This is a genomic window from Ralstonia sp. GX3-BWBA (genome assembly GCF_003290055.1).
GTDB classification, from domain to species: domain Bacteria; phylum Pseudomonadota; class Gammaproteobacteria; order Burkholderiales; family Burkholderiaceae; genus Ralstonia; species Ralstonia holmesii.
Map to the genome: position 1 here is coordinate 168,445 of NZ_QMKS01000019.1, position 12,436 is coordinate 180,880.

A 12,436-nucleotide genomic window follows, 5' to 3' on the forward strand; every position below is an offset into this window, starting at 1 on the left:
GTTGTCTGTTTGAGGGCGCTATCAACGCATGGACAGCGTTACCGCCGCAGCCAGCCGCCGCACGGCCTGCTCGATCTGCGGCACCTCGGGCGCGGCAAACGACAAGCGCATGGTGTTGAGTTGTGCGTTGTCCGGGTAGAACGCCTTGCCCGGCACATAGAGCACCTGCTGCGACACGGCGGCATCAAAGAGCGCTTGCGGGTCGATCGACTGCGCGAAGGTCGCCCAGACAAACATGCCGCCTGCCGGCGCGGCGCATTGCACATGGCCATCCAGCTGCGTGGCGATGCCTTGCACCAGGGCCAACATGCGCCGCTGATACTCGATGCGGGCGCGCTGCACCGTGGCTGGATAGCGGCCGCTTTCCAGATAGCGGGCCGCCACCATCTGCGCCAGCGGCGACGTGCACAGATCCACCGTCTGTTTGGCAATGGCGCACCGGCGCAGCAGGCTGCTGTCGGCCAGCATCCAGCCGATCCGCAGCGCGGGAGCAACGGTCTTGGACAGGCTGGAGAGATACACCACCGGGTTCATGCCGTCTGCGGCCAACCGATCGCCCAAGGCACGCAAGGTTGGAGGCATCGCAGCGGCGTTGCCCTCCGGCGCATCAAAGCGCAGCTCGCCGTAGGGATCGTCTTCCACCACCCAGAAGCCGTGGGTGCAGGCCAACTGGACGAGGGCTTCGCGCCGCTGTGCAGACAGCAGCGTGCCGCGCGGGTTGGAAAAATTCGGCACCGTGTAGAGCAGCTTGGGGCGCTGCGTGGCGGGCAACCGGTGCAGCAGGTCGGCCAGTGCATCGGTCTGCAGGCCGTGTTCGTCCATCGGCACGGGCACGATACGGGCTTGTGCCAGGCGCAAGGCTTGCAGCGTGGCAGGGTAGGCGGGCACTTCCACCAACACCGTATCGCCGGGTTCGATCAACGCCCGCACCAAAAGGTCGAATGCTTGCTGCGAGCCCGTGGTCACCATCATCTGCTCGGCGCTAGCCTGGATGCCCCGTGCACCCATCAGCGCTGCGAGCGCCGTGCGAAGGACGGGCAGCCCTTCCGTGGCGCCGTACTGCAGGGCTTGCGCATCGCCCGCCATGGCCTGGGCGGCGGCCTGCGCCAGCCCTTCGGCATCGAACAGACTCGGCGACGGATACCCGCCTGCCAGCGAGATCATCCCCGGCTGGCTGAGGTACGGAAACAGTTCGCGGATGGGTGAGCCGGCCGGGTTTGCAAACGGGGCGGCAAAGCCCGGCATGGCGGCGGGTGTGTGCAGGCCGGTCATGCGGCATCCACGACGGCCGTGCCGCGCAGCACGGCGCGCACCTCATCGATCGAGCGCTGCTGCGCCGCCTCGTACAAGGCGATTTCGTCGTGCACGCGTGCACCCAGCGCAGCCTCAAACGCTTGCTGTGCGGCGTGGGCTTGGTACTGCTTTTGCTCCTCGCCACCCAGGTTGGATTGGAAGATGCCTGCCGCGCTCACCGGCAAGAAGTCTTCATAAGTGATGGGATCGGCTTGTACCCAGCCCTTGGCCAGAAGTTCATCCAACGACGCATCGGCCGCCGCTGCGCTGTCGGCGTGTGCATGGCCCGTTGGCGTGAGGGTGTAGCGATAGAACGCCAGCCCTTGCGCACGCAACGCCTCATGGGTATCCGGAAAGGCGCGGAACGCCTGGGCTAGCCGATCTTCGTAGTTGGGTGCGGCACTGCCGGCATTGCCCATGCTGCGCACCTCGGCCAGCAGTTGGTCGTATAGCGCGCGGCCCTTGCGTGTGAGGGCCACACCGCGCTGCTCGATTTCGCCAAAGCGCGCCGTGTGGGCGCCGGCATCGTCGGTAAAGCGCACGGCTTCCTGCAGCGCCTTGAAGCTGGTCTGGCGCAGCAGGATGGGGCAGTTGCGGGGCGGCGGACCTTCCACTACATCTTTGGCGTCCATGCCGCGTGCGGGCATGGCGGCCTGTGCGGCGTCGATGTCGAGCGTGCGCGGCGTCAGGTGGTTGATGTGGGGGCCGCGGAAGCACACCACGTCGGCCACCAGGCGGTGGGCGGCTTGCAGCGCGCGATACGTCTCGGCATCGACCGTGGCGGTGCTGTGCCAGCGGAAGGTCTCCAGCGCCTCGCGCACAAAGGCGTCGGCATCCGCGTCGGCCAGACCGCCGTCAGCTTCGCGTTGGGCGATCAGTTCCAGCACGCGCGGCGTAAAGATCTGCCGTTGCGCCAGGATGGCAGTGGCCTTGTCGCGCAGGGCAGCGTCGGCAATCAGCTCCAACCGCAGCAGCGACGTGAACACGCGAAACGGGTTGGCCAGCAACGCGGCATCGGCCACCGGGCGAAACGCCGTCGAATGCACGGGCACGCCAGCCACCGAAAGATCGTAGTAACCCACCGGCTCCATGCCCATGACGGCAAACAGCCGGCGCAGCGTGGCCAGTTCGGCTGCCGTGCCGACGCGGATGGCGCCGTGGCGCTCGACGTCCAGCCGCTCCAGCTCGCCCGACTGCGCCATCTGCGCGCGCAGCGCGGGCTGGGCGTCCAGCGTGCGAGCGTTGATGTCGGATACCAGCTCGACCAGAGTGCCGTATTGGGGCACTTCTTCGCGGTACATGGCGGACATGGCGCGCGAAAAGCGGGAGCGGATTTCGTTCGCGTGGATGAAGTTCGACGCCGGAGGTTGATGCGCGGTGCTCATGACTGAATGGGGTTTGGCAGGGACGAGGCCATGCTAGGTTGGCCAAGGAACGCCGGTCAAACGATAATCCGGCCCTAGGTCATTCCAAACTAGAATGATTGAGCGACTTCTGCACCGCACAACTCCTGCGCCCCATGTTCCTGTCCCGCCGCTTTCTGCCGCCGATGTCCCTGCTATGCGCGTTCGAGGCCGCCGCGCGCCACCAGAGCTTCACGGCTGCCGCTGCCGAGCTGCACCTGACGCAGAGCGCCGTCAGCCGCCAGATCCGCGCGCTGGAAGATCGCCTGGGCGCCGAGCTGTTCGTGCGTGAACGCCAGACCGTGCGGCTGAGCGCGGCGGGCCAAGCGTATGCGGAGGAAATCCGCGGCGCGTTGGTGCGCATCTCCAGCGCCACGGTCGGGTTCCGCGCCAATCCGCAGGGCGGCAGCTTGAATCTGGCCATCCTGCCGACGTTCGGCACCCGCTGGCTGGCACCGCGCCTGCCGGCGTTTTTTGACGCGCACCCCGGCATCACCATCAATCTGACGACGCGGCTGTCGCAGTTCGACTTTCAACTGGAAGCGGTGGACGCGGCCATCCATTTCGGTACACCGCACTGGCCGGGGGCGGAACTGGCCTTGCTGATGAGCGAAACCGTCGTGCCTGCTTGCAGCCCGGCATTGCTGGCCCGCTACGACTTTGCGCAGCCGCGCGATCTGCTGCATGCGCCGCTGTTGCACCTGGCCTCGCGCCCCGATGCCTGGCCGCGTTGGCTGGCCAGCCACCACGTGACGGGTGCCGAACCCCAGGGCATGCTGTTCGACCAATTTGCCACGGCCGCGCAAGCTGCAGTTGCCGGCCTGGGCGTGGCGTTACTGCCGCGTTTTCTGATCACCCACGAGCTGCAGCAAGGCGACCTGGTGCGGGCACTGCCGCATGTGCCCGAGATGGAAAGCGCCGAGCGTTACTACCTCGCCTGGCCCACGAGCCGCGCGGACTATCCGCCGCTGCAAGCGCTGCGGACATGGCTGGTGAAAGCGGCGCAAGACTTCATGCCCACGCAGTCCGCAGAGTGAGGCGCTGCGCTTTCGCAAAGCGCAAAAACACGCGAGGTGCTCGGCGCCGCGATTTCCTTAACGTGTGGCGGCCGTATAAACAGCCGTATCGGCGCTGATGCCGAGGTCACGGCGGAACGTTTCCGGATCGAACCCCTCCTGAAACTGCTGCACCTCAATCGCGGATTTGGCGGTCTCCATGGCTTGCAGACTGGCCCATTCGACGATGGACACAACGTTGAACTCGGCGGTGCCAGCGGGGTGCGTCAGCACTGAGCTTTTCAAGCAGCCTGGTTGGGCTGCAAGCAGGTTTCTCGCTTGCTGGATGCGCTCCATGAAAGCCGGCATCGCGGCAGGCGGTACGGCAAAGCGGCTGATGCGGAAAACCGCCGTGTGTGAGTCGTCGGAAGCTTGTGCGGATGTCATGCGGAACCTCGTCATTAGGAACGGCCAGGAGATACCGCCGTACTCTAAAATCTCAAGCAAGGTTGAGGTCAAGAGGTTCGCGCATGAAAAAACATCCCTTGGAAGAAATGGGTATTTCGCTCACGTTGAGCGTGGGAGAGGTATCCCGCCGCAGCGGCGTGCCTGTATCGACACTGCATTTCTACGAAGCCAAGGGCCTCATCGAGAGTCACCGGACGAGCGGCAACCAGCGCCGATATTCGCGCGACGTTTTGCGCCGCGTAGCGTTTGTGCGCGTGGCGCAGCGTGTCGGAATTTCGTTGGCTGAGATAGCGGCCGGGCTGGACAAACTGCCGAAGGGCAGCATTCCGGACCGCGAAGCTTGGTCGCGATTGTCGACGACATGGCGCAGTGATCTCGACGAGCGCATCGCTCAACTCAAGAAGCTGCGCGACACATTGGATGATTGCATCGGCTGTGGCTGCTTGTCGATCGACCGGTGCCGCCTGCGCAATCCCCTGGACAAGTTAGCCCAGGAGGGGGCCGGGCCGCGACGACTGATGATCAAACCTCTGAAATCGTAACGGCGGCAACTTGTGGTGGTGTTCCGCAGGGTGGGTAACGCCGGGCTTTGCTCACGTGGCTGCTGGATGCACGTAATACGGCCGCAGGGGCCTGCCAAGTGGGAACGTTGCACTAACGTTGGTGGCGAGGGACTGCCAAATACGTCCTATCCGTGCGAAGAGTCCGAGCGTGGGCGGGGGCGCAATCAGCGTTCAAAACGCCGTGGCGAGTCATTGATTTTATTACCAAGGAAAGCCCTGATCTGGTGGGAAAAAATCTTCCACCTGAGGGGCACTCTGCATTTAGAATCAATGGCTTACAAAAAAAACTCCACCATGTCCATCCAACACGCACTGCTGACATCCCTGCTGGAAAAGCCCTCGTCGGGCTACGAGCTTGCTCGACGCTTTGACAAGTCGATGGGCTATTTTTGGAGCGCCACGCATCAGCAGATCTACCGCGAGCTTGGCCGCATGGCCGAGGCTGGCTGGGTGAGCGTGGAAGAAGAGGAGGACAGCCGCAAGAAGACGTACACCGTGTTGCCGCCCGGCCGGGACGAACTCGCACGCTGGGTGCTGGAGCCGACCGTGTCGTCGGACAACCGCGAGGAAGTGCTGGTGAAGCTGCGTGCCGAAGCGGTGATCGGCCCCCTCGGTTTTGCCGACGAGATGCAGCGCCTGATCGAGCAGCACCGCACGCGCCTGAACACCTTCCGCGAGATCGAGAAGCGCGATTTTTCGCGGGCTGATCTCACACGTGCGCAGCAGTTGCAGCACGCGGTGCTTCAGCGCGGCATCGTTTACGAAGAAGGCTGGCTCGCGTGGGCAGACGATGTGCTGCCGTTGCTGGAGCCAGCCCCTGTGACGGCCTGAAGGCCTGAAGGCCTAAGGGCCTGACTGCTTACACCGTCGTCTTGTCACCCGCCGGAGCGCGCAGGGCTTCGATGTTGTTCAGGCGACGGCGGGCTACTTCGAACTCTTCGGCAAAGCGCTTGACGAGTTCTGCCGCCGGCACCACGCGCTTGACCGCGCCCACGCCCTGGCCGGCGCCCCAGATGTCCTTCCATGCCTTGGCCTTTGCGCCGCCGCCCGAGCCGAAGTTCATCTTGCTTGGGTCCGATTCCGGCAGCGCGTCTGGGTCCAGGCCGGCGCCTTCGATGCTCTTGCGCAGGTAGTTGCCGTGCACGCCAGTGAACAGGTTCGTATAGACGATATCGCTGGCGGTGCTTTCCACGATCGCTTGCTTGTAGCCCTCGATCGCGTTGGCTTCTTCGGTGGCGATGAACGCGGATCCGACGTAGGCCAGATCCGCACCAGCTGCCAGTGCCGCCAGGATCGCATTGCCGTTGGCGATCGCACCCGACAGCAGCAGCGGGCCGTCAAACCATTCGCGTATCTCGTGGATCAGCGCAAAAGGTGAGGTCGTGCCCGCATGGCCGCCCGCGCCCGCCGCCACCGCGATCAGGCCATCCGCGCCTTTCTCGATCGCCTTCTTCGCAAATTTATTGTTGATGACATCGTGCAGGACGATGCCGCCGTAGCTGTGCACCGCCTGGTTCACGTCTTCACGCGCGCCCAGCGAGGTGATGACGATGGGCACCTTGTACTTCACGCACAGCGCCAGGTCGTGCTCCAGACGGTCGTTCGACTTGTGCACGATCTGGTTAACGGCAAACGGTGCCGATGGTTTGTCGGGGTGCTGCGCGTCGTATTCGGCCAGCTCCGTCGTGATGCGCTGCAGCCAGGTTTCCAGCAGCTCGGCCGGCCGTGCGTTGAGCGCCGGGAACGAGCCGACCACGCCCGCCTTGCACTGCGCGATCACGAGGTCGGGGTTGGAAATGATGAACAGCGGCGAGCCCACCACGGGCACGGACAGGCGGTTTTGCAGGATCGGGGGCAGCGACATGGCAGTCTCCGTTGGTTTTGGTTGGAATTCGGAATTGGGGGATGGGTATTCAGGCGCCGGCCTTGAGCATGCCGATCTTGTCGCCCAGCTTTGCACCCATGGCAGCGCCGAGTGCCTGCAAGCCGGTGGCGGGGCGGACCATGACTTCGAACTCGACGATCTTGCCTTCAGCGTTGAAGCGCACCATGTCGATGCCCTTGAGCGCCTTGCCGCTCACGTTGGCGCTGAATTCCAGCACCACGCTGGCGCCGTCGTCGGTGGCGAAGCTGCGGTGGTATTCGAAGTCTTCAAAGACGGTGTTGACGGTGCGCAGCACCAGCGTTGTCGCCGTGCGGCCCGGGTAGGGCGTATGCGCCACGGGTGAGCGGAAGACCACCTCGTCGGCGAACAGCCGGTCGAGATCGTCCATGTTGCCGCTGTCGAGCATGGCATGCCAAGCCTCGAGCGTGGCTTGCGCGGGGGCGTTCAATGTCTGGGGAATCGGCTGCGGCATGCTGGCTCCTGAGCAGAAAGTGCAACGGATTGCATCAACGTGGGGTGCAACATAGCACAGCCGTGTTTTTCTATGCAACAAGTTGCATAGTCGGGCTATTCGACTTCAGACAAGATCAGCCGGCAGCGTGGTCCGGGTGCTGGGCACGTACCACGATGACGGTGCGGTGCGACAGGCGCGCCGTGCGCTCGGCCACGCTGCCCAGCAGAAGGCGCGCGAGCCCGTGCTTGCCGTGCGAGCCCACCACGATGGTGTCGGCCTGCCAGCGCTCGGCCTCGTGCTCGAGCGCGTGGCCGATGTCGTCGTCGGTGGAGTCGAGCATCAGCACGCCGGTTTCAGCAGCGGTGCCGTCAGCGTCGAACAGGCGCTGCAATTCGACCAGCGATGCGCTGGCCGTCCGGTGCGCCTCTTCGCGCAACTTGTCGATGCTGTAGATTTCGCGCGACTCCGGCATGGCCGGCGATCCGATCGCCCAGACGACCCGGACCCGGCCGTTGAATGCACGGGCAAGGGCGGCGGCTTCTTCCACCGCCAGGTGGGCTTCATGGGTGCCGTCGAAAGCGGCAAGAATGCGTTGATGCATGGGGCGCTCCGCAGAATCGGAATGGAATGCCTCACTGTAGCAGCGCAGGTGGGCGATGCTGCACCCCGGATGTGCCCGGGTTGCGTCGCATCAAACGGGCGCTGTCGTGCGCGCGGGGTGCGCCAGCAGCAAGTCCAGCAGCCCTTGCGCCGCCACCGACAGGCTGCGTCCGTCGCGCCGGATGACATACAGCGTGCGCACCAGCCCCGGCAGGGGCAGCGGCCGCACCACCAGCTCTGGCAGGCGGAACTGGAACAGCGCCAGCGCGGGAATGACGGTGATGCCCAGGTTGGCCGCCACCAGCGCAGCCGCCGTGGCCAGGTGTTCGACTTCCATGCCGCTGCGCAGCTTGGTCGGGTGCAACGCCGCCTCGAGGTATTGCCGGATGCTCGTGTTGCGCGCGAGGTGGATGAACGGCGTATCGACGAGATCGCCCACGGCCAGCGCCTGCTTGCGCGCCAGCGGGTGATCCTGGTGACAGACGAGGTGGAAGTCGTCGGTGCAGAACGGTTGTGCGGCCAGACCCGCCATGTCGGCGCCCATGGCCGCGATGGCGAAGTCCGCCGCGCCGCGCCGGACCATGTCGATGCACGGGTCCGAGAGTTGATCGTGCAGCGCCAGTTGAATGCCCGGATGCTGGGCAGAGAACGCGGCCAGCACGCCCGGCAGAATGCCCGCCGCGATCGACGGCAAGGCGGCCACCGTCACGCGCCCCGTGCGTGCGGCGGCGCGATCGCGCAACTCCGAGAATGTCGCCTCGAAATCAGCCAGCAGGCGCAGCGCCGATTCGGCAAAGGCTTCGCCCTCCGGGGTCAGTTCAACATGGCGCGTGTTGCGGTCGAACAGGCGCACGCCGGCGTCGGCCTCCAGGTTCTGGATCAGCGCGCTGAAGGCCGATTGCGACAAGTGGCACGTCTGTGCCGCCTGCGTGAAGTTCTTGTGCTCGCGCAGCGCGGCAAAGGCGCGGAGTTGCTTGACGGAGAGGTTCATGGCGATGCCGGGCGTGGTGCGCCAGCTTAGCCTGGAATCTCCAGCGTGAGCAGCGCGCTTGCGAGCGACTTGCCATGCGCATCCAGCGCCAGGGATCGCGTCACGCCGCCGGCCAGGGCACCGTGGAGCACGAAGTTGAGCGCGCCAAGCTGCGACAGCACGTAGCGCTCGACATCGCCGCGAACAAGGTCAGCGAAATGCGCGCGCACGCGCTCGGCCGTGACGTGTTGTTCAAGCAAGGCAAACTCTTCCGTGCATTCCGGACGAAGCGCGATGACGGAGATGCACGAGATGTCGCCCTTGTCGCCGGCGCGGGTGTGGGCGAGGTCGCGGAGGGTGCGGGGCATGTCAGCTCTCCAGAATGTGCACGGCGTGCGGGGCGAGTTCAGCGGGAATCAACGTCGATGCGACGGCGATGATCTCGCGCGCGCTCTTGGTCGCGCCTCCGCCGCCGGACGGGCCGCACGTCAGCAGGGTTTCCACTTCGTTGCCGATGCGTACGGCTTCGGCCATCGACTCGGTGCGCGCGGCCACGCGCACGCGCACTTCATACGGTTCGGCATCGGTGCGGGAAAGGGCAGCGCCGTGCAGTGCATCCACGCCGATCAGTTCAAAGCGCGTTTCCGTCATCTGCACGTCGGTGAGCGCCAATCGCTCGCGCACGATGTCGAGCGCCAGCTTGCCGCGGGCGACCGCGTTCGGGCCGGCATAGCTGATCTGGCCTTCGCCGATGTAGCTGTCGAGATAGCCGATCGACACCTTCAACTGGCCCGTGCGTGGTGTGCCGGTGGCGCCTTCAATGACGACGCGGTCTTTGCCGCCGCCGCGCATGCGCACGTTGGAGAAGTCCGCCACCACGTCAGGTGTCAGGTACCGCGCCGGGTCATGGATCTCGTACAGCAACTGCTCCTTGCATGTGGCTTCGGTGACGAGGCCGCCGGCCGTGGCGACCTTGGTGATGAGCACCGAGCCGTCTTCACCGACTTCGCCAATGGGGAAGCCCAGACGTGCGAGGTCGGGTACGTCCTTGATGCCGGGGTCGGCAAAGTAGCCGCCGGTGATTTGCCCCGCGCATTCGAGCAGATGCCCGGCGAGCGTGCCGCAGCCCAGGCGATGCCAGTCGTCCATGCGCCATCCAAACGCATGGATGAGCGGCCCGAGCGCGAGCGCCGGATCGGCCACGCGCCCGGTGATGACGACGTCCGCGCCTTGCGCCAGCGCATCGACAATGCCCTGCGCGCCGAGGTACGCATTGGCCGACACCATGCGTGCCTGCAGCGATGCGACCGGTGCGCCGCCATCCATCAGCGTGAAATCCTGGCCGCGGGCCTGCAGCAGATCGAACACATCGTCGCCGGTCACAGCCGCCACGCGCAGCTTGAGGCCCAGCTCACGTGCGATGTCGCGCGTACGCTCGGCAGCCGCCTGCGGGTTGGCGGCGCCCATGTTGGTGACGATGCGGATGCCGCGTGCCGCGCAGGCGGGCAGCACGGCGCGCATGCGCGCTTCGAGCAGCGGGTCGTAGCCGTGCGATGGGTCTTTGCGGCGCACCTGCTGCGCGAGCGCGATCGTGCGCTCGGCCAGGCATTCGAACATCAGCACGTCGATGTCGCCGTGCTCTGCCAGTTCCAGCGCCGGTTCGATGCGGTCGCCCGAATAACCGGCGCCGCCGCCGATGCGGAATGTCTTCAACTCGGTCTTCATGCCATCACCATGGAAGCACGCCCAGCACCACGGCCACTGCAGTCATCAGCAGCGAGGCACCGAACAGGAAGGGGATCGAGAATTTCTGGTGGTCCGCCAGCTCGATACCGCACAGGCCGACCACGAGAAAGGTGGCGGGTGTGAGCGGGCTGACGGGGAAGCCGGTGGTCATCTGGCCGAGCACGGCGGCCTGCGCCACATGCACCGGCGCAACCCCCAGCATCTTCGATGCTTCGGCCACAACGGGCAGCACACCGAAGTAGAACGAATCCGGATCGAACAGCAGCGACAGCGGCATCGACAACACGCCCAGCACCACCGGAATGTGGTGCGCCATGCCGGGCGGAATGAAATCGACCGCCGTCTTCGCCATTGCCGTGAGCATGCCCGACTTGCTCATGATGCCGGTGAACACCCCCGCCGCCAGCAGGATGCTCGCCATCATCAGGGCGGCCTTGGCGTGGGCGTCCACCCGCTGGCGTTGCTCGTCGACGTTGGGGTAGTTGATCAACAGCGCGGCGACCACGCCCAGCATGAACATCACCACCGGATCGACCTTGCCGCTCACCATCACGCCCATCACCACGACGGTGAGGATGAGGTTGATCCAGAAATTGCGTGGGCGGCGCAGCGCTTGTTCCGCGTCCGACAGCGGGCGTGCAACGACTTGCGCGCCGCCGGCGTGGTTGGCCAAGCCCAGGCGTTTTTCCTCATGCTTGCCCAGCAGCCATGCGCACGCAAACACGAAAACGAGCCCCGCAATCTGCACCGGAATCAACGGATTGAAGATGTCCGTGACGGGCATATGCAGCGATGCGGATGCGCGGATCATCGGCCCGGTCCACGGCAGGAAGTTCACGCCGCACGCCATCGACGTCACGCACGCAAGGATGCGGCGGTCCATGCCGAGCCGGTCGTACAGCGGCAGCATGGCGGGAATGGTGATCAGAAACGCCACCGCGCCCGAGCCATCCAGGTGAATGAGCAGCGCCAGCAGCGCCGAGCCCACCACGATGCGCGGCGGGCGGCTGCCCACGGTGCGCAGGATGCGGTCGATGATCGGGTCCAGCATGCCGGCGTCGGTGACGATGCCGAAGTACAGGATGGCGAAGATGAACATCCCCGCCACGGGCGCGACGTCCTTGATGCCGCCGATGATGAACTTGCTGGTGTTGAGCCCGAAGCCGCCCACAAGCGCGGCGATGACGGGAATGGCGATGAGCGCGACCAGCGGCGACATGCGTTTGGTCAGGATGACGACAAACAGCGCAACGATGGTCAGCAGCCCGAGCAGTGCGAGCATGGTCTCCTCCGAGTGAGGGGTCGATGGACCCTAGGATTCGGAATCCCTGTTGGCGGGATTTAGGAGCGACTGTAGAAGTTGGTGATCTGCCTGTGAAACAGAATATTTGGATCGATTATGCGGATTCGCCGATCAGTGCCGCCGACGCCGCGCGCCAAATCCCGGCAGAATGTCTCGCATCCCCAATTCCACCCATCCCTGCCGGAGACACCGTGAGCGCTACCCCGACCGTCCTGATCCTCCCCGGCTGGCAGAACTCCGGCGCCGAGCATTGGCAATCGCGCTGGGAACGCCTGCATGGTGATCGTCGTGTCGAACAGCGCGACTGGTTTGCCCCCAAGCGTGCGGATTGGGTGGCCGCGCTGGAAGCCGAAGTCAGCGCGGCGCCCGGCGACGTCATTTTGGTGGCGCACAGCCTGGGCTGCGTGCTGACGGCGCATTGGGCGGCCACGTCGGCTCGTGCTGTGCGGGTGCGCGGGGCCTTGCTGGTTGCTCCACCGCAGCTCGATCGCGCCGACATGCCACCGGAGCTGGCCGACTTCAGGCCTATTCCGCAACAGCGTTTGCCATTTCCCGCTGTGCTCGTCTTCAGCACCGACGACCCGTTCAGCGACGCAGCGTGGAGCCACAGCCAAGCCGAAACGTGGGGTGCGGAGCCCGTCAACCTGGGCGCGCGCGGCCATATCAATGCCGAATCGGGTCTCGGTGACTGGCCGGAAGCCCGCGCCATCGTCGCCAAGTGGATGAAGGATCTCATCTGAAATCAGCGGAATGGGG

14 protein-coding genes are annotated in these 12,436 nt (G+C 65.3%); 4 read left to right on the forward strand and 10 right to left on the reverse strand.

Going from position 1 to position 12,436, the window contains the following annotated elements; all coding sequences use genetic code 11:
• Nucleotides 1-21: 21 nt before the first annotated feature.
• Nucleotides 22-1,272, reverse strand: a complete 1,251-nt coding sequence (locus DOD19_RS18070) for a PLP-dependent aminotransferase family protein (RefSeq protein ID WP_204360078.1) — start codon at nucleotides 1,270-1,272, stop codon at nucleotides 22-24.
• Entirely contained in the window at nucleotides 1,269-2,678 is a 1,410-nt protein-coding gene (locus DOD19_RS18075) for a VOC family protein (protein WP_112186978.1), read from the reverse strand. Before DOD19_RS18075 ends, DOD19_RS18070 begins: the two co-directional genes overlap by 4 nt.
• Nucleotides 2,679-2,812: 134 nt before the next feature.
• Here DOD19_RS18075 and DOD19_RS18080 point away from each other — a divergent pair, with 134 nt between their 5' ends.
• Nucleotides 2,813-3,733: a LysR substrate-binding domain-containing protein gene (locus DOD19_RS18080; RefSeq protein ID WP_112186980.1), complete on the forward strand. Its 921-nt coding sequence runs from the start codon at nucleotides 2,813-2,815 to the stop codon at nucleotides 3,731-3,733.
• A gap of 57 nt (nucleotides 3,734-3,790) precedes the next feature.
• Here the strand turns inward: DOD19_RS18080 and DOD19_RS18085 are convergent, their stop codons facing one another.
• Nucleotides 3,791-4,210, reverse strand: a complete 420-nt coding sequence (locus DOD19_RS18085; RefSeq protein WP_162634383.1) for an antibiotic biosynthesis monooxygenase family protein — start codon at nucleotides 4,208-4,210, stop codon at nucleotides 3,791-3,793.
• 11 nt (nucleotides 4,211-4,221) lie between these two features.
• On the opposite strand from DOD19_RS18085, the gene soxR reads away from it, so the two are divergent.
• Together soxR and DOD19_RS18095 are read left to right on the forward strand one after the other, a co-directional pair.
• Complete coding sequence (soxR, locus tag DOD19_RS18090; RefSeq protein ID WP_024977527.1) at nucleotides 4,222-4,701, forward strand: redox-sensitive transcriptional activator SoxR; 480 nt, start codon at nucleotides 4,222-4,224, stop codon at nucleotides 4,699-4,701.
• Nucleotides 4,702-5,016: 315 nt separating this feature from the next.
• Nucleotides 5,017-5,553 carry a PadR family transcriptional regulator gene (locus DOD19_RS18095; protein ID WP_024977528.1) on the forward strand — a complete coding sequence of 179 codons (537 nt, stop codon included), beginning with the start codon at nucleotides 5,017-5,019 and terminating at the stop codon, nucleotides 5,551-5,553.
• 28 nt (nucleotides 5,554-5,581) lie between these two features.
• On the opposite strand, the gene DOD19_RS18100 is transcribed toward DOD19_RS18095, so the two are convergent.
• From DOD19_RS18100 to DOD19_RS18130, 7 genes are all read right to left on the reverse strand, one after another.
• Nucleotides 5,582-6,586 carry a nitronate monooxygenase family protein gene (locus DOD19_RS18100; RefSeq protein ID WP_024977529.1) on the reverse strand — a complete coding sequence of 335 codons (1,005 nt, stop codon included), beginning with the start codon at nucleotides 6,584-6,586 and terminating at the stop codon, nucleotides 5,582-5,584.
• Between the two features lie 49 nt (nucleotides 6,587-6,635).
• Complete coding sequence (locus DOD19_RS18105) at nucleotides 6,636-7,079, reverse strand: nuclear transport factor 2 family protein (RefSeq protein ID WP_112186984.1); 444 nt, start codon at nucleotides 7,077-7,079, stop codon at nucleotides 6,636-6,638.
• Between the two features lie 115 nt (nucleotides 7,080-7,194).
• Nucleotides 7,195-7,662 carry a universal stress protein gene (locus DOD19_RS18110; protein ID WP_112186986.1) on the reverse strand — a complete coding sequence of 156 codons (468 nt, stop codon included), beginning with the start codon at nucleotides 7,660-7,662 and terminating at the stop codon, nucleotides 7,195-7,197.
• A gap of 90 nt (nucleotides 7,663-7,752) precedes the next feature.
• On the reverse strand, nucleotides 7,753-8,652 hold the full coding sequence (locus tag DOD19_RS18115) for a LysR family transcriptional regulator (protein ID WP_112186988.1): 900 nt from the start codon (nucleotides 8,650-8,652) through the stop codon (nucleotides 7,753-7,755).
• Between the two features lie 26 nt (nucleotides 8,653-8,678).
• Nucleotides 8,679-8,999, reverse strand: coding sequence for a hypothetical protein (locus DOD19_RS18120; protein WP_024977533.1), 321 nt, complete (start codon nucleotides 8,997-8,999; stop codon nucleotides 8,679-8,681).
• Nucleotide 9,000: 1 nt separating this feature from the next.
• Nucleotides 9,001-10,356: an acyclic terpene utilization AtuA family protein gene (locus tag DOD19_RS18125; protein WP_112186990.1), complete on the reverse strand. Its 1,356-nt coding sequence runs from the start codon at nucleotides 10,354-10,356 to the stop codon at nucleotides 9,001-9,003.
• Nucleotides 10,357-10,360: 4 nt separating this feature from the next.
• Nucleotides 10,361-11,659, reverse strand: a complete 1,299-nt coding sequence (locus DOD19_RS18130) for a citrate:proton symporter (RefSeq protein ID WP_024977535.1) — start codon at nucleotides 11,657-11,659, stop codon at nucleotides 10,361-10,363.
• Nucleotides 11,660-11,871: 212 nt separating this feature from the next.
• Between DOD19_RS18130 and DOD19_RS18135 the strand changes: the two genes are divergently transcribed.
• Entirely contained in the window at nucleotides 11,872-12,420 is a 549-nt protein-coding gene (locus tag DOD19_RS18135) for an alpha/beta fold hydrolase (RefSeq protein ID WP_112186992.1), read from the forward strand.
• The last annotated feature ends 16 nt before the right edge of the window (nucleotides 12,421-12,436 follow it).